Raw genomic sequence first — 18,074 nt, 5'->3', positions numbered from 1 at the left:
GGTGACACATCGGCGGGCCGGTGTCCGGGCAGCGCGCCCGGCGGGATCGTCGCCGAATCGTCAACTCGACATCCCGGGCGAGCGGGCCGCGACCTGGCGAAACGGGCTTACCATCGCACCGGACGACCCGACTCATCGCCGAGGAGAGGTTCATGCGCCGAACAATGCTCGCCCTGTCCGTGCTCTGTCCGCTGGTCGGCGCCGGGCTGGCCGCCGCCGATCCGGCGCCGCCGGGGACCGGAACCGCCGGGACCCTGAGCGTCCTGGCCTTCACCGGCCGGGACCCGATCCCGGTCAACCGCGCCGAGATCACGGTGACCCGCTGCGGTGAGACCCAGGTCGTGACGACCCTGACCAGCGGCCCCGACGGCCGCGCCACCGCCGCCCTGCCCGACGGTTGCTACGAGGCGAGGGTGATCACCGTGCCCGGCGGGTGCGCGCTGGCCGACACCGCACCGGCGCGCCTGCAGGTCGCCGCGGGCACCCAGGTGAGTACCGAGTTCCGGTTCCGCTGCGCCTGAGCCCTCAGCCGCAGACGGGAAGGAACCGGTCGAGGTCGATCGCCTCGGCCATCGCCCGGTAGCCCGCCGCGTTGGGGTGCAGGTTGTCCGCGCCCGCGTAGCGGGGATCGAGGACGTCCGGGTTCGCCGGATCCCGCAGCGCCGCATCGAAATCCACCACGCTGTCGGACAGCCGCTGGGTCCGGATCCAGGCGTTGATCCGCTGCCGCACCGGATTCGCGTACGGCAGCGTGGCCATGCCGTCCAGCAGGGCGTTGCTCGTCGGCAGCAGGGTGCCCAGGTGGACGCGCAGCCCGGCGGCGTGCAGGCGGTCGATCAGGCCGGTGTACCCGGCGACCACCTCGTCGTAGCCCGCGCCGATCGGAATCCCCAGATCGTTGATGCCCTCGAGCACGATCACCTCGCTGACCCCGGCCTTGTCGATGACGTCGGCCTGCAGCCGGGCGCCCGCGTGCGGCCCGAACTGAGGGATGAAGCCGTCGCGGGTGACCCGGTTGCCCGAGATCCCCGCGTTGAGCACGCTGAACGGCTTGCCCGCGGCGTCGAGCCTGCGCTGCAGGAAGTCGGGATAGCGCACGTTCCGATCGATCACGCTCGGGTCCTGCGGGGTGCCGAGGTAGGTGGCCGACACATAGCCGTCGGTGATCGAGTCGCCGAAGGCCACGATGGTCGAGACCGCCCCCGGCGCCCGCACATCCAGACCCGAGACGAACGGCACCGCGGTTGTGCTCAACGGCAGCAGCGCGCCCGACGGATCGGTGGTGTGATCACCGGCGAACGGGAGGCTGTAATAACTGGTGGCGTTGCCGTTGAAATGCTCGGTCGGCAGCACCGCGAGTCCGGGCGCGTGCACGCTCACCGCCAGCGGCGCGAACGCCTCGAACTCGAGCCGGACCGGGTCGCTCACCACATCGCTCCACGGCGCGATGGTCACGGCCCGCTCGCCGCCGAAGGTCACCTCGCGCACGGAGTCGGGGCGCACCGCCGCGCCCGCGCTCTGGGCCCCCACCGTCACGTGTCCCACGGTCATCGCGATCGGCCGGGTGCGATTGGTCAGATGGACCCGCAGCTCCGAGCCACCCCGGTGCGGCGTGATCACCACGCGATAGGTCTGGTCCGAGAGCGACAGCTGGGGAATCAGCGACGGGTCGGCGGCACTGAGCGAATCGGAGGGCGCCGCCATCCAGCTGCCCACCCAGGCGGGTTCGTCGCAGGTGCTCGGCGCTGCCCCGGCGATCCCGGTCGACATCGATCCGGCCAGTACCATCGCGGCCCCGAGAACCGCCCACTTCCCCACGCCGCACAACCTCCAGAGTCACCACCCGACCGTTATCGGGGGTAACAGTAAAAGCGGCGCCGTACCGGCGGGTACGAATCGCGAAAATTCTTCGCGCCCACCGGCTTCGCGTCAGTTGGTGGGGCCACCGGCGACGTAGAGAACCTGACCGGACACGAAGCCCGCGCCCTCGCTCACGAAGAACGATGCCGCGTTGGCGATGTCGGCGGGCGTGCCGACCCGGTTGACCGGGATCTGCGCGGCGGCGGCCTGCTTGAACGCCTCGAAGTCGACGCCGACCCGCGCGGCGGTCGCGGCGGTCATGTCGGTTTCGATGAAGCCGGGGGCGATCGCGTTCGCGGTGACGCCGAATTTGCCCAGCTCGAAGGCCAGGGTCTTGGTGAAGCCCTGCATGCCCGCCTTGGCGGCGGAGTAGTTGGCCTGGCCGCGGTTGCCGAGCGCCGAGGTGCTCGACAGGTTCACGATGCGGCCGAACTTCGCGTCCACCATGTACTTCTGCACCGCCTTCGTCATCAGGAAGGCGCCGCGCAGGTGCACGTTCAGGACGGTGTCCCAGTCGTCCACCGACATCTTGAACAGCAGGTTGTCGCGCAGCACGCCCGCGTTGTTGATCAGCACGGTCGGCGCGCCGAGCTCGGTGGCGATCCGCTCGACCGCGGCGGCGACCGCGGCCTCGTCGGCCACATCGGCGCCGACGGCGAGGGCGCTGCCCCCGGCGGCCTCGATGGCGGCGACGGTGTTCGCGCAGGCGGCGGCGTCGAGATCGAGCACGGCGACGGCGAATCCGTCGGCGGCGAGCTTGCCCGCGACGGCGGCGCCGATGCCCCGCGCGGCACCGGTGACGATCGCGACCCTGCGTTCCGTGGACATCTGCACTCCTCCGCGCTGACACAACCGTGAGCTGGGCGAATGGTGATGGTCGGGGTGACAGGATTTGAACCTGCGACCCTCCGCTCCCAAAGCGGATGCGCTACCAAGCTGCGCTACACCCCGAGGCCTCGGGGCTGCGACGCCGTCGAGGGAATTCATGTTTGAGCGGGTGACGGGAATCGAACCCGCACCATCAGCTTGGAAGGCTGAGGTTCTACCATTGAACTACACCCGCAGGCATACGACATCGATGGGATCGCCACGATGTCGTGTGCGCCACGACTGTACCGAATCCCGCGCGCTAAATGCCAATCCGCCCCCGGCGAGCACGGCGGCGCGCCCCCGCCCCGCGGTGACGACCCCCGCCGGCGCCGGTGCCCGATTAGGGCCTAATGACCCTATCCACACGAACCCCCGCCCGGCCACGATGGTTGATGCGCGCCAATGGGGACCGGCGCCTGCTCCACCGGGGGAATAAATAGGAGAATTTTCCTTAAAAACCTGGCATGTGGGCGGCGAGTAGGCCACCATGAAATGGCGCGTGACGGGCTCCTTGTCGGGGGGAGTCGTGGTCACTCGGCCACCTCGTCACGACTCGCCCCTGGGCCAGGAGGAACCGCATGGCAATGCAACGCCCACCCCCTCGAGATGGGCTCTACGCTGCATGTTTCGGTCTTCCCAAAGTTTTTTCGGGAAGTGTGTAACGCCGGGACACCTGTAGCGATGTCATAGCCGATCGCCATTCGCGAGAGACTGCAACGCGTTCTACAACGCGGCTTTTCGGTCTCGGGTGGCTTGCTAGGATCCTTTTTGCCGGACGGGGGTATCTGGAAAGGGGGCGGTGAGCGTGTGCCGAACTCGGTGGACTCAACCGCGTAGCAGTGCGAACGATCGAGGTGGCGCGCTTGTCGCCACCGACCGCCGGTGATGTCGATGACTGTCCACATCGAGCCACCGGTCGCCGCGATGGCCCGCGCCTGGGCCCGCGCGGTGTGCGCCGAACCGGGATCGTCCACGGCGCCGCACCAGCTGGAGCCGGTGCTCGTCGAGATCGTCGAGCGGCTGCTGCATCTGGCGCGGACCGAACCGTTCCCGGTGCCGCAGGCGCGGATGCTCGGCGCCCGGCTGGCCGAGGCGCCCTTCGAACGAACCAGGATGCTGGCGCACGCCACCCGCTGGCTGCTCGGCTTCCCCTCCGGCGTGCCCGGCTCGCTGGTGGCCACCCGCTGGCCGCTGGTCGCCAGTCAGGCCATCGACAGTTACGCGCAGGCGCTGCAGGAACGGGCGCTCGCGCAACAGGAACAGAACATCTCGGCGAAAGTGTCGCTGCGCGTACAGGAGATCGCCGCGCTACAGCACCGCTTGCGCCACGAAGCAACCCACGACGCGCTGACCGATCTGGCCAACCGCACGTTGCTGCAGGAACGGGTACGGGCCTTCGCGGCCGACCCGACCCGCGGCGTCGGTGTACTGGTGGTCGACCTGGACCGGTTCAAGCAGATCAACGACGGCTACGGGCACGCGATCGGCGACGAGGTCTTGGTCGAACTGGCCAACCGGCTGCGCGAGGTGTGCCCGCCCGAGACGGTGATCTGCCGGTACGGCGGTGACGAGTTCGTCGTCGCCGCCAACCCGCGGCGCGACACCCTCGGCGAGCTGGCGCACCACGTGGTGGCCGCGCTGCGCGACCCGGTGTGGTCGAGCGCGGGGCCGGTACCGGTCTCGGCGAGCGTGGGCACGGCGTTCTGCGCGCCGGGAAAGACGTGCGATTTCACCGATCTGCTGCGTCGCGCCGACCGCGCGATGTATTCGGCGAAATCCGCGGGCGGGCGGCGTTTCGCGCTCGCCGAATCGGGCGACCCGGAACTGGGAACCGCGGTCGCGGGCTGAGTCGGATCGCGAAGCCTGCACTTCGCGTTCCGGCTCAACCCCTTTCGATGTAGTCAGGCAGTGTGCTCGGATCCGGCTCGGCGTCTCGCGTCGAGCCGGATCAGCGGCAGCGCCGCGACCGCGAGCACCGCGCCGATCAGGCCGACCGAGGTGAGCCCGCCGCCGTGGGTGAGGGTGACGGCCGCGAGCACCGGAGTGCCGCTGATCCCCAGCTGGAAGGCCGACACCGTGGTGGCGCCCGCGAGCGTCGGCGCCGCGGCCGCGATGGTGAAGACCCGGCCGTACAGGGCGGGATTGAGGACGAACGCCGCGACCCCGAGCGCGAAGACCGCGGGCACCACCACCCCTACCCATGCCATCGCCGTCGCGAGCAGCACCGACAGCAGGCCGATGGCGATCGTCCCGGCCGTCAACGCGGCGTGCGGCCGCCGGTCGGCGATCCGGCCGCCGAGGGACAGGCCGACGAAGGCGCCCACGCCGAACAGCGCGAGGACGGCCGGAATCCACACGGCCGCAACACCGGTGACCTCGCCGAGCAGCGCCGCCAGGTAGTTGAACGTGATCATGTAGGCGGCCGTGCTCAGGATGGTGATCGCGTAGATGCCCCACAGCGCGGGTTCGCGCATCACCGCGAGCTCGCGGCGCACCTCCGGCCTCGCCCCGGATTCCGCTGCGGTGGTGGGGATTCCGAGCAGGCAGCCGACCATCCCCGCGAGCGTCAGCAGCACGACCGCGACGAATCCCCCACGCCAGCCGAGGAAATGACTCAGCAGCGTCCCCATCGGACCACCGACCACCATCGCCACGCTGAGCCCGCTCACCACCACCGCGGACGCCCGCCCGACCCGATCCGGGGTCACCAGGCGGACCGCCGTGACCGACGCCACGGCGAAGAACCCCGCGTAGGCCACACCGGCGACGACCCGCGAGATCAGCAGCACCCGATAGTCACCGACCAGCCCGATCGCGATACTCGCCGCGAAGACCGCCTGGGTCACCAGCAGCGCCGAGCGCCGCGGCAGGCGCAGGCCGAGCACCGCGCACGGCGGTCCGCCGACGACCACACCGAGCGCGAACGCGGTGATGAGCATGCCCGCGGACGAGAGCGGCACCCTCAGATCGAGCGCCACATCGGGCAGCACGCCCGCGAGCAGGAACTCCGCGCTGCCCATCGCGAACAGACTGAACCCCAGCAGATATACCCCGGCGGGCAGCCGGTCGCCGATACGCGATGCCGGGGCGGTCGTGTCCATTTCCCTTGTCGAATCCATCTCGGATCACCTCCGCGACGAGCATCCCGACGCCTTTGCGGTATCAGCAAAGAGCCTTGCCGTTTCCGGGACGGATCGATTCCACTGGGCGCATGGAGGACCAACCGACCGTCGGCGCGGTGATCGAGCAGATCGGGCCGCGGTTGCGCCGGGCGCGGGAGAAGCGGAACGTCAGCCTGGCCGCGGTCGCGCGGGCCACCGGCGTCTCGACGAGCACGCTGTCGCGGCTGGAATCGGGGCAGCGCAGGCCCGGTCTCGAACTGCTGCTGCCGATCACGGCGGCGCTGGGCATCGGGCTGGACGAGATCGTCGCGGCGCCACGCGTCGTCGATCCCCGGGTGCCGCGGGAGTCCACCGGCGACGGCGGCCGGCTGCTGATCCCGCTGTCCCGTCACCCCGGGGAGCCCCGCGCCTACAAGATGATCATTCCCGCCCGCGACGAGGACCCGTTCCCGCGCGCCCATGACGGCCACGAGTGGCTGTACGTGCTGCGCGGGCGGCTGCGGGTCCGGCTCGGCGACCACGATTTCGTCATGGGCGCCGGCGAGGCGGCCGAATTCGACTGCCGGATCCCGCACTGGTTCGGCGCGGCGGGCCGGGGCAGTGTCGAGATCCTCAGCCTCTTCGGCGCGCACGGTGAGCGCATCCACGTCAGGGCGAGTTCGCCCGGCGGCCTCAGCGCGGCTGACAGGTCGGGCACCAGAAGAGGTTTCGCCCCTCCATGACGCCGTGCGCGATCGGGGTCGCGCACGCCCGGCAGGGCTCGCCCTGGCGGCGGTAGACGTAGGTGCGCGGCCGGTCCTTGGCGTAGGACGGTGCGCCGGTGTCGTGTTCGGGCCGGACGACGTGCATCCGGCCGGTGGCCACGCCGACCGGCATCAGCTCGACCAGGTCGGCCCACAGGGCGTCCCATTCCTCGGCGCTGACCGAGGTGCCCGGCCGGAACGGCGAGATGCCGTGCCGGAACAGCACTTCCGCGCGGTAGACATTGCCGACGCCGGCGATCAGCGCCTGATCCATCAGCAGCGCGCCGATCGCCCTGCGGGAGCGCCGGATGCGCGCGCCCGCCCGGTCGTGATCGGCGTCGGGGCGCAGCGGGTCGGCGCCGAGGCGGGCGAGGAGCGTGTCGACCTCCGGCGGCAGCAGCACCTCGCAGGCGGTCGGCCCGCGCAGATCGCTGCCGAAATCCGTCGCGGCGCCGAGCATCCGCATCCGCACCTGGCCGACCGGCGCCGCCAACGGCAGTTCGGCCTCGCTGAAAGTGCCGTACAGGCCCAGATGCACGTGCACCGTCAGCCCGGACGCGTAGTGGTGCAGCAGATGCTTCCCGACGGCCTCGGCCGACTCCAGCACCCGCCCGTCCACCATCGCCGCGCCCTCGGCGAAGCGCCCCTGCGGACTCGAAACCCGCACGGCTCCACCGGCGAACCGCTCCTGATGCAGGCGGGCGATGCGATGAAGGGTGTGCCCCTCAGGCAAGAAACACACCTTCCTCGAGCTGAGTGCGGAACTGTCAGTACGCGGGGACCGCGGGGGCCTCGCCGGACTTCTCGTAGTCGGCGAGGATGTCGATGCGGCGCTGGTGGCGCGGCTCTTCCGACCACGCCTGGGCGAGGAACGCGTCGACGATGGCGAGAGCTTCCTCGGTGGTGTGCATGCGGCCGCCGATCCCGATCAGCTGGGCGTTGTTGTGTTCGCGGGCCAGCTTGGCGGTTTCGACGCTCCAGGCCAGGGCGCAGCGCGCGCCGGGGACCTTGTTGGCGGCGATCTGCTCGCCGTTGCCGCTGCCACCGAAGACCAGGCCGAGCGAGCCCGGGTCGGCGACGGTGCGGCGGGCCGCCTCGATGCAGAACGCGGGGTAGTCGTCGAGGGCGTCGTACTCGAGAGCACCACAGTCGACGACGTCGTGTCCGGCCTCCTGCAGATGGGCCTTGACGTGATTCTTCAGTTCGAAACCGGCATGGTCGGCACCCAGGTAAACGCGCATGGCTGCGATTGTGTCAGGCCCGCTTAGAGTCGTTTCATGCACCCGCACGAACCGCATCAGCCGCCTTCGGCAGGTCCCCCGCCGGGGCATTCCGGCCCACCCGCCGAGTCGGTACCGTCGCTGGACAAGGGCACCGGCGACGCCCCCGTTCCACCGCAGTACCCCGGGCCCGCCGCGTCGCCCTGGGCCCAGCAGGCCCCGCCGACCGGTGGATTTCCGGCCCAGCCGTACGCACCCGCACCGCAGTACCCCGGCCCGTATCCCCCGGTGCCACAGGCCGGTTACTACCCGCCAGGCGGGCCGCCGATCCCCCCGCAGCAGCAGCCGCGCGGGCTGTCGCCGTTCGGGATGCCCGCCCGGCATTCGTGGGAGATCCCGCTGCTGGTGGTCGTGATCATGTTCACGACGGTGGCGTATCTGCTGGTCGCGCTGATCCTGCTGGTCGAGCTGTTCGCCGAGCCGGTGCTCGACGACAAGGGCCAGCCGGTCGACACCGGGTCGATCCTGACAAGTCCGTACGTGCTGCTGCTGGTGTTCGCGCCGGTGCTGCTGTGGCTCGGCCGTGGCCTCAACTACGCGACCCAGCGGATCAACGGCGTGAAGATGTCGCCGACGCAGTTCCCCGAGGGCTACCGGATGGTGCAGGAGGCGGCGGCGCGCTTCGGGATGAGCAAGGTGCCCGACGCCTACGTCGTGCTGGGCAACGGCCAGATCAACGCGTTCGCGTCCGGGCACGGGTTCCGCCGGTTCGTGGTGGTCTACAGCGACCTGTTCGAAATCGGCGGCACCGCCCGCGATCCCGACGCGCTGGCCTTCATCATCGGCCACGAGGTGGGGCATATCGCCGCGGGGCACGTGTCGTACTGGCGCCAGCTCGGCATGTTCGTCGCGCCGTGGCTGCCGATCCTGGGGTCCTCGCTGATCCGCGCGCAGGAGTACACCGCGGACAATCACGGCTTCTGCAATCGGTACCAGGGCGCGCCCGGCGCGATGGGCACGCTGGCCGCAGGCAAGTACCTCAACGCCCAGGTCGGTTTCGACGAGATGGCCGACCGGGCCGCGATCGAGAAGGGCGGATTCGTCTGGCTGGTCAACGCCATGTCCAGCCATCCGGTCCTCACCTGGCGGATGTGGGCGCTGCGCGACCGCAGCAAGCATGGCCCGATGTTCCTGCGGCCGAGCGCACCCCACCCCGGGGCCATCCCGCCGCCGGGCGGCTATCCGCCGATCACCGCGCCGCGCGCGCTGCCGCCGAAGCCGGTGTGATCAGGTCGGCGGGGTGCCGGACGGTGGGTCCGGCACCCCGTTCGGCACTCAGTCGAAGACCGGGTCCTCGGTGCGCGTGCGCTTGAGCTCGAAGAAGTGCGGGTACGAGGCCAGCGCGACCACGCCGTCCCACACCCGGCCCGCGTCCTCGCCACGCGGAATGCGCGAGAGCACGGGACCGAAGAACGCGACGCCGTTGACGTGGATGGTCGGCGTGCCCACATCGGGGCCGACCTTGTCCATGCCCGCGTGGTGGCTGGTGCGCAGCGCCTCGTCGAACTCGGTGCTGGTCGCGGCGTCGGCCAGCTCGGCGGGCAGCTCCAGCTCGACCAGCGCGTCGGCGACGACCGCGGACAGCGTCTCGGCGACGGTGTCGCGCTGGTACTCGTCCCTGCGCTCGTGGATGCGGGTGCCCAGCGCGGTGTAGAGCGGCAGCAGGATCTCGTCACCGGACTTCTCGGCGGCGGCGATGGCGACCCGGACCGGGCCCCAGCCCGCCGCCATCAGGTCGACGTAGCGCTCGGGCAGATCGTCCTTGCCCTCGTTGAGCACCGACAGACTCATCACGTGGAAGCGCGCCTCGATATCGCGCACCTTCTCCACCTCGAGGATCCAGCGGGACGTGATCCAGCACCAGGGGCACAGCGGATCGAACCAGAAATCGACGACGTCCTTCGTGGCCTGATCGCTCACGATTTTCCTCTCGGGTCAGCACGGCGGGGCGATACGCCCACCGGATGGTGCAACCCCGCGACGACCGGAATCGTTCCCGTGCGGCAGCTCGCGCACTAGGCTCGAGGCGAGGGAGTCCGGTCGTCCGCGAGAAGGAGTCCGTTCATGAGCTCGAATCAGCATTTCGTCGTCATCGGCGGCGGACTCGGTGCAGCCAAGCTGGCCGAGGCTCTGCGCGCCAACGACTTCGACGGCCGGGTGACGGTGCTGGCCGCCGAGGAGGAGCTGCCCTACGAGCGGCCGCCGCTGTCCAAACAGCATCTGGCCGGCACCCAGCAGCTTCCCGATTTCACCGTCGACCAGGGGTCCTGGTACCGCGATCACCACATCGACCTGCGGCTGGGCACCACCGCGACGGCCTTCGATCCGGCCGCGCACACCGTCACGCTGCCCGACGGTTCCACCCTGAGCTACGACAAGCTGGCCCTGGCCACCGGTTCGCGCCCGCGCACCCTGCCGATTCCGGGGGCCGCCGCGCCGAACGTGTACACGCTGCGCACGATCGGGGATTCGGACGTGATCGCCGAGATCCTGCGCTCGCACCGCAAGCTGGTGATCATCGGCGCGGGCTGGATCGGGCTCGAGGTCGCCGCGCAGGCGCGGGCCAGGCAGGTCGACGTCACCGTGCTCGAGGCGGCCGAGCTGCCGCTGATCGGCGCGCTCGGTCCGGAGATGGGCGCGTTCTACGCCGAGCTGCATCGCTCGCACGGCGTCGACCTGCGGACCGGCACGAATGTCGAGATGATCCTGACCGAGGACGGCATGGCGACCGGCGTGCAGCTCGGCGACGGCACGGTGGTGCCCGCGCAGGCGGTGCTGGTCGCGGTGGGCGCGGCGCCCAATATCGAAGGCGCCCTGGCCGCCGGGCTCACGACGAACGGCGGCGTGGTGGTCGACGCGGCCCTGCGCACCAGCGATCCGGATGTGGTCGCGGTCGGCGACATCGCCGAGCAGCAGCATCCGGTGCTGAACCGGCCGGTGCGGGTCGAGCACTGGGCCACCGCGCTGAACCAGCCCGCCGTGGCGGCGCTGACCATGCTGGGCAAACCCGCCTCCTACGACCGCCTCCCGTACTTCTTCAGCGATCAGTACGACGTCGGCATGGAGTACACCGGCTATGTCGGCCGCGACGACGACGTGCGCGTGGTGGTGCGCGGCGACCAGGACGAACGCGAGTTCGTGGCGTTCTGGCTGGACCCGGAGAACCGGGTCGTGGCGGGGATGAACGTCAATGTCTGGGACGTGACCGAGCGGATCAAGCAGCTGATCCTCTCGGGTGCCCCGGTCGATCCGGAACGGCTGGCCGACCCCGACATTCCCCTGTGACTCAGTTCACACCGACTGGCGGGGCGGATGTGTCGAACGGCGCGCGCCCGCTCCGACCATGTCTCGAGCGCGCCCGCGGGGCGCCCCCGACACCAGGAGCGATGCGATGAAGTTCATGCTGGTCAAGACCTACGCCGAGGCCGCCTACTGCAACACCCCGATTCCCGAGTGGGCGCCCGAGGACATCGCCGCCCACATCGATTTCCAGCGGGTGCTGGGCGAACAGCTCGCCGCCGCGGGCGAACTGGTCGACGCCCAGGGCCTGGCCGGGCCGGATCAGGCGCTGATCGTGCTCTCCGACGGCCGCTCGGCGCCGGTGGTCACCGACGGCCCGTTCCCGGAGACCAAGGAGTTCCTGGCCGGCTACTGGATCGTCGACGTCGACTCGCGCGAGCGCGCCATCGAGATCGCCGCGCAGGCCTCGGCCGCGCCCGGCCCCGGCGGCACACCGATCGGCGAGTACATCGAGGTGCGCCAGGTCATGAGCGCCCCCGCGGAGTGAGTACCGCCCCACGCATCGAGGACCTGCTGCGCGAGCTCGCCCCGCAGGTCCTCGGTGTCCTGGTCCGCCGGTTCGGCGATTTCGACCTGGCCGAGGACGCCGTGCAGGACGCGCTGCTGGCCGCCGCGACCCAGTGGCGGACCGAGGGCCTGCCGGAGCATCCGCGCGGCTGGCTGATCCAGGTCGCCCAGCGCCGGATGGCCGACGCGGTGCGCGCCGAGGTCGCCCGGCGGCGAAGGGAAACTACGGTGTTCGTGCGCGAGGTGCCCGCCGAGGCGAGCACCCGGGACGACACCCTCGACATGTACTTCCTGTGCTGCCACCCCGACCTGCCGCCCGCGGGCGCGATCGCGTTGACGCTGCGCGCGGTCGGTGGCCTGAGCACCGCCGAGATCGCCGCCGCCTTCCTGGTCCCCGAAGCGACCATGGCGCAACGCATCTCCCGCGCGAAGAAGCGGCTGGCCGAGTCGGAGCGCCCGTTCGCCGACGGCGCGCAGGACGGCGCGCGGCTGAGCGCGGTGCTCCAGGTGCTGTACGTGATCTTCACCGAGGGCCACACCAGCAGTGCCGGGTCGGGGCTGCGCCGTGCCGACCTGTCCGCCGAGGCGATCCGGCTGACCCGCGCGCTGCGCGCCCTGCTGCCCGACAACACCGAGGTCACCGGCCTGCTCGCGCTGATGCTGCTCACCGATGCCCGCCGGGCCACCCGCTCGGGTCCGCACGGCGAACTGGTCCCGCTGCACGAACAGGACCGCACCCGCTGGGATCGCGCCCAGATCACCGAGGGCCTGCGCCTGCTCACCGCGACAATGCCCGCGGGCCTGACCGGGAGCTACCAGCTCCAGGCCGCGATCGCGGGCCTGCACGCCCAGGCCGCGCACGTGGCGGACACCGACTGGGCCCGGATCCTGGTGCTCTACACCATGATCGAGCGGTCGAATCCGAATCCGATGGTCACCTTGAACCGGGCCGTGGCGACCGCCATGGTGCACGGCCCGGCCGCCGGACTCGCCCTCGCCGACACGGTGGCCGAGCCGCTGGCCCGCTCCCACCGCCTGGCCGCGGTGCGCGGGCACCTGCACGAGATGGCGGGTGACGACGCGGCCGCCGTCGCCCAGTACCAGCTGGCCGCCACACAGACGGCGAGCGTGCCGGAGCGCGACTACCTGCTGTTGCGCGCCGCCCGCGTGCGTTCGGCCGCGGTGGACCGCCCCGGCGTCGCCGATGCCGTCGACCCGGGTCCGGCCGCACCCGTCCCTTGAGCGCCGCCACGATCAAGGGGCGGACCTGCCCCCGCCGCCGGATCGGCCCGCCGCACCCGACGGCGTTCGGATGGTCGACGGGCACACGCGGGTAGGGCCGATGGACCTCAGCCCGCCCGCTCCAGATTCGCGATCATGCGCGCGAGAGTGCCCGTGAGCGCGGTGAATTCGTCGTCGGTGACACCCTCGGCCAGCTGTCGACGGATCGCCCCCACCGACCGTGCGGAGGACTCGTGCGCCGCCCCGCCCGCGTCGGTGACGGTCCACCGGCCGTCCGCCTCGCGGGTGATCCACCCACGCGTGGCCAAGGCAGCGGTGACGTCCGCGATCGACTCGCCGTCGGATTCCCAGAACGGGCGCAGCGCGTCGACCAGGTCGGCGCCGGGTTCCCGGGCGATCGTGTTCAGCGTCTGCCATTCGCGCCGCGACATGCCCACGCTCTCGACCGCCCGATCGAAGCTCGCCTCGATGAGCTGGTCCAGGCGCTTGACCTGGTAGCCGATCAACCTGCGCTCGGTCATCGCACACCTTTCATGCCTATCAGCAACTACATGTTCTATTGCATGTACATGTTCGACGGTAGCATGAGCCCGTGGACGAGGTCGAGCGGATCGAACGGGCGATGATCGCCATCCGGCGGCGCCAGACCCGGCGCACCCTGGCGGCGGACGCGCCGAGCGGGCAGGCCTTCGACGTGCTCGACGTCGTCGAGGACGCCACCGAGCCGACCGTGTCGACGGTGGCCGCCGCGCTGGCGGTAGACCAGCCGCGGGCCAGCAAGCTCGTCGCCGCCGCCGTGACGGCGGGCTACCTGCGCCGCGTCGCCGACCAATCCGACGGCCGGCGCTCGCTGCTGGTGCTCACCGAGCCCGGCCGGGACCTGCTCGAGCGCGCGCACGAGCGCCGCCGCGGCGCCTTCGACCGCGCGATGACCGGATGGCCGGACACCGACCGCGCCGAGTTCGCCCGCCTGCTCGGCCGCTTCGTCGACGGCCTCGACTGACCGCGTTCCTGGCAGACTCTCCGTCGTGACGGATGTATTCAGTGCGGGCGTCCTGGTCTACCGCCGCGGCGAGGACGGGATCGAAGTCCTGCTCGGACACCTGGGTGGCCCGCTGTGGGCGAAGAAGGACGCCTCGGCGTGGTCGATTCCCAAGGGCGAGTACGTGCCCGAGGAGGAATCGGCGCGCGCGGCCGCGGCCAGGGAGTTCACCGAGGAACTCGGGCTTCCGGTCCCCGCGGGCGAGTGGACCGGCCTCGGTGACGTGACCTACGGCAGCGGCAACCGACGCAAGACCGTCACCGTGTGGGCGGTCGAGGGCGATCTGGACCCGGCCGAGGTGGTCCCGGGGACCTTCGAGATGGAGTGGCCGCCCCGCTCGGGTCGGCTGCGCGAGTTCCCCGAGATCGACCGGGCGGACTGGTTCGATCCGGCCACCGCGCTGGACAAACTCGGAAAAGGCCAGCGACCCTTCCTCGCCCGCCTCACCGAGCTGCTCGGCTGATCACGGGCACCCCGCCCGTTCACGGAAGCGGAGTAGATTGCGGACATGCCCAGCGACTTGCAGCTGAAGATCATGAACGCCGGTCACCGCGCCCTGCTCACGCTCACCGGCGGCCGCATCGGCAAGAGCATCTTCGGGATGCCGTCCCTCGAACTCACCACGATCGGCCGCAAATCCGGAACGCCGCGCAAGGTGATGCTGACCGCGCCGGTCATCGACGGTGACACCATCGTCGTCGTCGCCTCGCGCGGCGGCGATCCGACCCATCCGGCCTGGTACCTCAACCTGCGCGACAATCCGGACGTCGAGGTGTCGCTGCAGACCGGCCCGACCCGCCCGATGACGGCCCATATCGCCACGCCCGAGGAGCGGGCGAAGCTGTGGCCCCGGGTCGTGGCGGGCTACAAGGGCTACGGCGACTACCAGACCAAGACCGACCGGGAGATCCCGCTGGTCCTGCTGACCCCGCGCGCCTGATCAGACGAGCGCGGCCCGAAACTCCGTCGGGCTGCTGCCGCGCGAGCGCTTGAACGCGGCACTGAAACCGAAGGCGTCGGAGTAGCCGACACTGGTCGCGACCTGGGCGACGCTGCGCGCGGGATCGGCGAGCAGCTCCTCGGCCTCGGCCATCCGCCATTCGGTCAGGTAGGTCAGCGGCGGTTCGCCGATCACCTCGGTGAACCGCTTCGCGAACAGCGCCCGGGACACGGCGGCCTCGGCGGCCAGGCTCGCCACCGTCCAGCGGTGGAACGGCCTGGCGTGGATGGCCTCCAGGGCCGGGCCGACCACCGGGTCGGCCATGCCGCGATACCAGGCGGGCGCGCAGTGCTGCTGCTCGGCGAGCCAGGTGCGCAGGTTGCAGACCAGCGCCCAGTCCAGCAGGCGGTCCATCATGGCCTGAGACCCCGCGCTGTGCCGGACCGCCTCCGCGGCCGACTCCTCCAGCCAGGTGCACACATCGCTGTCGGCGGCGACCACCATCACCGGCGGTAGCGCGCGCAGCAGCCGTTCGTGCCGCCTGCCCGAGGCGCGATAGGCCCCGACGATCATCGAGGTCTCCTCCGGCGCACCGGTTTCGGTGACCTCCTCGATCAACTCCGGTGTGGCACAGCTCAGATCGGCCGGTCCGAAGCCGTTCGGCACGAAGCACGACAGTTCGTACTCGACCGGCGGGCGATCGGCGGCGGTGTCGATATCGGTGAGCCGGAACGGTTCTCCGGCCTGGATCACCGCGGTGTCGCCCGCGACGAGCCGGGTGCGCGAGCCGTCGGCGAGCACCAGGGTGCCGCCGCCGCGCAGGACGCACACCATGATCAGCGGGGCCCGGTCGGCGAAGTGGATCGTCCACGGCGCGCGCAGGACGGCGTGGGCGAGGACCGAGCCGTCGGCACGGATGCCACTCAGCAGTGAACTCAACGGATCCATGCCACCAGCGTAGACGAACTCCTATCAACCCGAGATGATCACCCATAGATCGTCCATGCGATTCACGGTGTACTCGAAGGCACGGGGCGCACGCCCCACCGCCACGATCGAAACAGGGAGTCCACCGTGTCGCAGTCCCCCGCCACCGCCACCGACCCGCAGCCGACCGAATCCGGCACTCGCCGTGCGCTTGTCGTGCTCTCCCACCATCGCCGCGACTCGCTGACCGCGCACATCGCCGACCTGTCCGTCGCCCGGCTCGTCGCCGGCGGCTACGAGGTCGACCTGCTCGACCTGCACGCCGAGGGTTTCGACCCGCGGATGACCGTCGCCGATCAGCCCGATTGGGGTCATCGGGACAAGGAGTACTCCGCCGAGACCGAGGCGCACATGCGGCGCCTGCTCGCCGCCGACGTGGTCGTGGTGGTGTTCCCGGTCTACTGGCAGAGCCCGCCCGCGATCCTCAAGGGCTGGATCGATCGGGTCTGGAACTACGGCTTCGCCTACGGCCGCAGCAAGCCCCGGCTGGCGGGCAAGCGCGTGCTGTGGGTCGGCCTGGCCGGCGCCACCGCCGACGACGCGATCGTCCCCGGCATGCAGGCGGTGCTCGAGGGCCTGCTCAGCGAGGGCCTGGCCTACTACAGCGGCTTCGCCGATTCGCGGGTGCGCCTGCTGCCCGATGCCGAGGAACAGCCGCAGTCGCTCGACGCCGAGGGCAATCTGCTGATCGGCGAGGCGATCAGCGGCGACGCGCGCACCGCGCACTACGCCGCGTTCGACGCGACGGCCGCCGGCTTCGTCGACGAGTTCCTGGCCGCCCAGCTGGTCGACGCCTGAGCCCCCCGGCGACCGTGTGGTGACGGCGAGGTCACCACACGGTCGGCCGGTCCGGCTCGCGATCGAGCGAGCCACCTCGTCGTCACAGCCCGGTGAGCGTCCGCCGCAGCACACCGAAGAGCTCGGTGGGGTTGCCGGATTCGACGGCCGCCTTGTCGATCAGATCGATGGCGGCGGCGGTGAATTCGTCGCTCTGTTCCTGCACGAAGTCGGCCGGGGTGTCGATGCCCACCGCGTGCTGGGTGAGCAGGGTCGCCATGGCCTGGAGGAACGGGGCCATCAGCCCGGCCAGCCGCTCGGCGGTGCCGCCGGTGCTGCGGACCATCGCGCCGCCCTGCTGGAACGCGGCGAACATCGCGTACATGCCGCCCAGGATCGAGACGTCGTACATGGCCGCCGCGCCCAGGTCGGCGCCGACGAACTCGGCCGAGCCGAACAGCTCGAGCACCGGGCGGTACCGCTCGAACGCCGCGCTCGCGCCGCTGTACAGCACGAACGCGCCCGGTCCGCCGATCATCGACGGCACCGCCATGATGCCGCCATCGATCAGCTCGACCCCGCCGGCCGCGGCCCAGCGGCCCAGCGCCCGTGCCTGTTCCGGCGTGGTGGTGGTCAGGTTCACCACGGTGCGCCCGCGCAGCGACGCCGCCGCGGGCTCGAGGTGTTCGCGCGCCGCCGCGTCGTCGAGCACACACAGGATCACCAGATCGGCCGCCGCCAGCGCCTCGGCGGAGGTCGCCGCGAGCACCGCGCCCTCGGCCACGAGCGGCTGCGCCCGCGCCGCGGTGCGGTTCCACACCGTCACCTGGTGACCGCCCGCCAGCAGCGCCCGCGCCAGCGCGGTGCCCATCGCGCCGAGCCCGATCACCGAAACCCGCTGTGCCGTCGCCGAGTTGGTCATTGTTCCCCTTGGTTCGCAGCTCTCGTTGCCGGTCGGCAACGCCCTCCCAGATTCGCCGGTAGCGGTACACTGCACAAGTACCGACTATGAAGTCCAATACTCACCAAAAAGTAAGTAAGGCGACCATGAAGCAGCGAGAGCGTCCGTATTCGTGCGGGATCGATGCCGCGCTCGACGTCGTCGGCGGCAAGTGGAAGGCGCTGATCCTGTGGGCGCTGTCCACCGGCACCCAGCGCTTCGGCGACCTCAAGCGGCTGGTGCCCGGCGTCACCGAGAAGATGCTGATCCAGCAGCTCCGCGAGCTCGAGCACGACGGGATCGTGCACCGGGAGATCTACGCGCAGGTGCCCCCGAAGGTCGAGTACTCACTCACCGACCTGGGGGTCTCCCTGAACGCGGCGCTGGTCACGCTCGGCGCGTGGGGCACCGCCAACATGGACCACATCTGCGAGGTCAAAGGCGTTGCCGCGCCGGTGCACTGA

The 18,074-nt window shown here is 70.8% G+C and carries 21 protein-coding genes and 2 tRNA genes; 12 read left to right on the top strand and 11 right to left on the bottom strand.

Annotated features, from left to right (window positions below):
* Positions 1 to 152: 152 nt before the first annotated feature.
* Positions 153 to 521 (top strand): hypothetical protein, encoded by a 369-nt coding sequence (locus tag ACFVW6_RS14585; RefSeq protein ID WP_378827638.1) that lies wholly within the window; start codon positions 153 to 155, stop codon positions 519 to 521.
* Between the two features lie 4 nt (positions 522 to 525).
* Here ACFVW6_RS14585 and ACFVW6_RS14580 read toward each other — a convergent pair whose 3' ends face one another.
* From ACFVW6_RS14580 to ACFVW6_RS14565, 4 genes are all read right to left on the bottom strand, one after another.
* On the bottom strand, positions 526 to 1,818 hold the full coding sequence (locus ACFVW6_RS14580; protein WP_378827640.1) for a GDSL-type esterase/lipase family protein: 1,293 nt from the start codon (positions 1,816 to 1,818) through the stop codon (positions 526 to 528).
* Between the two features lie 111 nt (positions 1,819 to 1,929).
* Entirely contained in the window at positions 1,930 to 2,688 is a 759-nt protein-coding gene (gene fabG, locus ACFVW6_RS14575) for a 3-oxoacyl-ACP reductase FabG (protein WP_357348112.1), read from the bottom strand.
* Positions 2,689 to 2,734: 46 nt separating this feature from the next.
* Positions 2,735 to 2,811: transfer RNA gene (locus ACFVW6_RS14570), tRNA-Pro, on the bottom strand.
* A gap of 41 nt (positions 2,812 to 2,852) precedes the next feature.
* Positions 2,853 to 2,923: transfer RNA gene (locus ACFVW6_RS14565), tRNA-Gly, on the bottom strand.
* A 698-nt stretch (positions 2,924 to 3,621) separates the two neighbouring features.
* Between ACFVW6_RS14565 and ACFVW6_RS14560 the strand changes: the two genes are divergently transcribed.
* A complete protein-coding gene (locus tag ACFVW6_RS14560; RefSeq protein ID WP_355277070.1) occupies positions 3,622 to 4,578 on the top strand; it encodes a GGDEF domain-containing protein in 957 nt (318 codons plus the stop codon).
* A gap of 53 nt (positions 4,579 to 4,631) precedes the next feature.
* On the opposite strand, the gene ACFVW6_RS14555 is transcribed toward ACFVW6_RS14560, so the two are convergent.
* A complete protein-coding gene (locus ACFVW6_RS14555; protein WP_378827644.1) occupies positions 4,632 to 5,849 on the bottom strand; it encodes an MFS transporter in 1,218 nt (405 codons plus the stop codon).
* A gap of 92 nt (positions 5,850 to 5,941) precedes the next feature.
* On the opposite strand from ACFVW6_RS14555, the gene ACFVW6_RS14550 reads away from it, so the two are divergent.
* Positions 5,942 to 6,574, top strand: a complete 633-nt coding sequence (locus ACFVW6_RS14550; RefSeq protein WP_378827646.1) for a helix-turn-helix domain-containing protein — start codon at positions 5,942 to 5,944, stop codon at positions 6,572 to 6,574.
* On the opposite strand, the gene ACFVW6_RS14545 is transcribed toward ACFVW6_RS14550, so the two are convergent.
* Positions 6,525 to 7,328, bottom strand: a complete 804-nt coding sequence (locus ACFVW6_RS14545; RefSeq protein ID WP_378827648.1) for an Fpg/Nei family DNA glycosylase — start codon at positions 7,326 to 7,328, stop codon at positions 6,525 to 6,527. The two genes, ACFVW6_RS14550 and ACFVW6_RS14545, sit on opposite strands and share 50 nt — an antisense overlap.
* A gap of 34 nt (positions 7,329 to 7,362) precedes the next feature.
* A complete protein-coding gene (locus tag ACFVW6_RS14540; RefSeq protein ID WP_355277062.1) occupies positions 7,363 to 7,836 on the bottom strand; it encodes a ribose-5-phosphate isomerase in 474 nt (157 codons plus the stop codon).
* A gap of 348 nt (positions 7,837 to 8,184) precedes the next feature.
* On the opposite strand from ACFVW6_RS14540, the gene ACFVW6_RS14535 reads away from it, so the two are divergent.
* The gene (locus ACFVW6_RS14535) at positions 8,185 to 9,102 is read left to right on the top strand and encodes a M48 family metallopeptidase (RefSeq protein WP_355277195.1); all 918 of its coding nucleotides are present in this window, start codon (positions 8,185 to 8,187) and stop codon (positions 9,100 to 9,102) included.
* Between the two features lie 48 nt (positions 9,103 to 9,150).
* Here the strand turns inward: ACFVW6_RS14535 and ACFVW6_RS14530 are convergent, their stop codons facing one another.
* Positions 9,151 to 9,795, bottom strand: coding sequence for a disulfide bond formation protein DsbA (locus ACFVW6_RS14530; RefSeq protein WP_378827651.1), 645 nt, complete (start codon positions 9,793 to 9,795; stop codon positions 9,151 to 9,153).
* 144 nt (positions 9,796 to 9,939) lie between these two features.
* Between ACFVW6_RS14530 and ACFVW6_RS14525 the strand changes: the two genes are divergently transcribed.
* The 3 genes from ACFVW6_RS14525 (at position 9,940) to ACFVW6_RS14515 (ending at position 12,924) form a co-directional block, all read left to right on the top strand.
* On the top strand, positions 9,940 to 11,160 hold the full coding sequence (locus ACFVW6_RS14525) for an NAD(P)/FAD-dependent oxidoreductase (RefSeq protein WP_378827653.1): 1,221 nt from the start codon (positions 9,940 to 9,942) through the stop codon (positions 11,158 to 11,160).
* Positions 11,161 to 11,266: 106 nt separating this feature from the next.
* Positions 11,267 to 11,662, top strand: a complete 396-nt coding sequence (locus ACFVW6_RS14520) for a YciI family protein (protein ID WP_355277055.1) — start codon at positions 11,267 to 11,269, stop codon at positions 11,660 to 11,662.
* Positions 11,659 to 12,924, top strand: a complete 1,266-nt coding sequence (locus ACFVW6_RS14515) for an RNA polymerase sigma factor (protein WP_378827656.1) — start codon at positions 11,659 to 11,661, stop codon at positions 12,922 to 12,924. Before ACFVW6_RS14520 ends, ACFVW6_RS14515 begins: the two co-directional genes overlap by 4 nt.
* 107 nt (positions 12,925 to 13,031) lie before the next feature.
* Here ACFVW6_RS14515 and ACFVW6_RS14510 read toward each other — a convergent pair whose 3' ends face one another.
* Positions 13,032 to 13,445 carry a MarR family winged helix-turn-helix transcriptional regulator gene (locus ACFVW6_RS14510; protein ID WP_378827658.1) on the bottom strand — a complete coding sequence of 138 codons (414 nt, stop codon included), beginning with the start codon at positions 13,443 to 13,445 and terminating at the stop codon, positions 13,032 to 13,034.
* Between the two features lie 71 nt (positions 13,446 to 13,516).
* Between ACFVW6_RS14510 and ACFVW6_RS14505 the strand changes: the two genes are divergently transcribed.
* Genes ACFVW6_RS14505 through ACFVW6_RS14495 form a run of 3 tightly spaced genes read left to right on the top strand, consistent with a single transcriptional unit; the run spans position 13,517 to position 14,906 of the window.
* Positions 13,517 to 13,927, top strand: coding sequence for a MarR family winged helix-turn-helix transcriptional regulator (locus tag ACFVW6_RS14505; RefSeq protein ID WP_378827661.1), 411 nt, complete (start codon positions 13,517 to 13,519; stop codon positions 13,925 to 13,927).
* A gap of 25 nt (positions 13,928 to 13,952) precedes the next feature.
* A complete protein-coding gene (locus ACFVW6_RS14500) occupies positions 13,953 to 14,429 on the top strand; it encodes an NUDIX domain-containing protein (protein ID WP_378827663.1) in 477 nt (158 codons plus the stop codon).
* Between the two features lie 45 nt (positions 14,430 to 14,474).
* Positions 14,475 to 14,906, top strand: coding sequence for a nitroreductase family deazaflavin-dependent oxidoreductase (locus tag ACFVW6_RS14495; protein ID WP_355277044.1), 432 nt, complete (start codon positions 14,475 to 14,477; stop codon positions 14,904 to 14,906).
* Here ACFVW6_RS14495 and ACFVW6_RS14490 read toward each other — a convergent pair whose 3' ends face one another.
* Positions 14,907 to 15,854, bottom strand: coding sequence for an AraC family transcriptional regulator (locus ACFVW6_RS14490; RefSeq protein WP_378827665.1), 948 nt, complete (start codon positions 15,852 to 15,854; stop codon positions 14,907 to 14,909). It abuts the gene before it with no gap.
* Positions 15,855 to 15,980: 126 nt separating this feature from the next.
* On the opposite strand from ACFVW6_RS14490, the gene ACFVW6_RS14485 reads away from it, so the two are divergent.
* Complete coding sequence (locus ACFVW6_RS14485; RefSeq protein ID WP_378827667.1) at positions 15,981 to 16,691, top strand: NAD(P)H oxidoreductase; 711 nt, start codon at positions 15,981 to 15,983, stop codon at positions 16,689 to 16,691.
* An 82-nt stretch (positions 16,692 to 16,773) separates the two neighbouring features.
* On the opposite strand, the gene ACFVW6_RS14480 is transcribed toward ACFVW6_RS14485, so the two are convergent.
* Positions 16,774 to 17,667 carry an NAD(P)-dependent oxidoreductase gene (locus tag ACFVW6_RS14480; RefSeq protein ID WP_378827669.1) on the bottom strand — a complete coding sequence of 298 codons (894 nt, stop codon included), beginning with the start codon at positions 17,665 to 17,667 and terminating at the stop codon, positions 16,774 to 16,776.
* A 50-nt stretch (positions 17,668 to 17,717) separates the two neighbouring features.
* Between ACFVW6_RS14480 and ACFVW6_RS14475 the strand changes: the two genes are divergently transcribed.
* Positions 17,718 to 18,074: a helix-turn-helix domain-containing protein gene (locus tag ACFVW6_RS14475; RefSeq protein ID WP_357348141.1), complete on the top strand. Its 357-nt coding sequence runs from the start codon at positions 17,718 to 17,720 to the stop codon at positions 18,072 to 18,074.

It is taken from the genome of Nocardia sp. NPDC058244, from assembly GCF_042882065.1.
In the GTDB taxonomy this organism is placed as follows: Bacteria; Actinomycetota; Actinomycetes; order Mycobacteriales; family Mycobacteriaceae; genus Nocardia.
The sequence above is the reverse complement of the archived record's forward strand: the minus strand, read 5'-3'. Positions and strand labels throughout refer to the sequence as shown.

Bases quoted from the DNA above. Each gene is read 5' to 3' on its own strand.
- ACFVW6_RS14535 (WP_355277195.1), top strand. From the start codon at position 8,185: ATGCCCGCCCGGCATTCGTGGGAGATCCCGCTGCTGGTGGTCGTGATC.
- ACFVW6_RS14585 (WP_378827638.1), top strand. From the start codon at position 153: ATGCGCCGAACAATGCTCGCCCTGTCCGTGCTCTGTCCGCTGGTCGGC.
- ACFVW6_RS14560 (WP_355277070.1), top strand. From the start codon at position 3,622: ATGACTGTCCACATCGAGCCACCGGTCGCCGCGATGGCCCGCGCCTGG.
- ACFVW6_RS14540 (WP_355277062.1), bottom strand. From the start codon at position 7,836: ATGCGCGTTTACCTGGGTGCCGACCATGCCGGTTTCGAACTGAAGAAT.
- ACFVW6_RS14550 (WP_378827646.1), top strand. From the start codon at position 5,942: ATGGAGGACCAACCGACCGTCGGCGCGGTGATCGAGCAGATCGGGCCG.
- ACFVW6_RS14520 (WP_355277055.1), top strand. From the start codon at position 11,267: ATGAAGTTCATGCTGGTCAAGACCTACGCCGAGGCCGCCTACTGCAAC.
- fabG (WP_357348112.1), bottom strand. From the start codon at position 2,688: ATGTCCACGGAACGCAGGGTCGCGATCGTCACCGGTGCCGCGCGGGGC.
- ACFVW6_RS14490 (WP_378827665.1), bottom strand. From the start codon at position 15,854: ATGGATCCGTTGAGTTCACTGCTGAGTGGCATCCGTGCCGACGGCTCG.
- ACFVW6_RS14495 (WP_355277044.1), top strand. From the start codon at position 14,475: ATGCCCAGCGACTTGCAGCTGAAGATCATGAACGCCGGTCACCGCGCC.
- ACFVW6_RS14525 (WP_378827653.1), top strand. From the start codon at position 9,940: ATGAGCTCGAATCAGCATTTCGTCGTCATCGGCGGCGGACTCGGTGCA.
- ACFVW6_RS14555 (WP_378827644.1), bottom strand. From the start codon at position 5,849: ATGGATTCGACAAGGGAAATGGACACGACCGCCCCGGCATCGCGTATC.
- ACFVW6_RS14510 (WP_378827658.1), bottom strand. From the start codon at position 13,445: ATGACCGAGCGCAGGTTGATCGGCTACCAGGTCAAGCGCCTGGACCAG.
- ACFVW6_RS14475 (WP_357348141.1), top strand. From the start codon at position 17,718: ATGAAGCAGCGAGAGCGTCCGTATTCGTGCGGGATCGATGCCGCGCTC.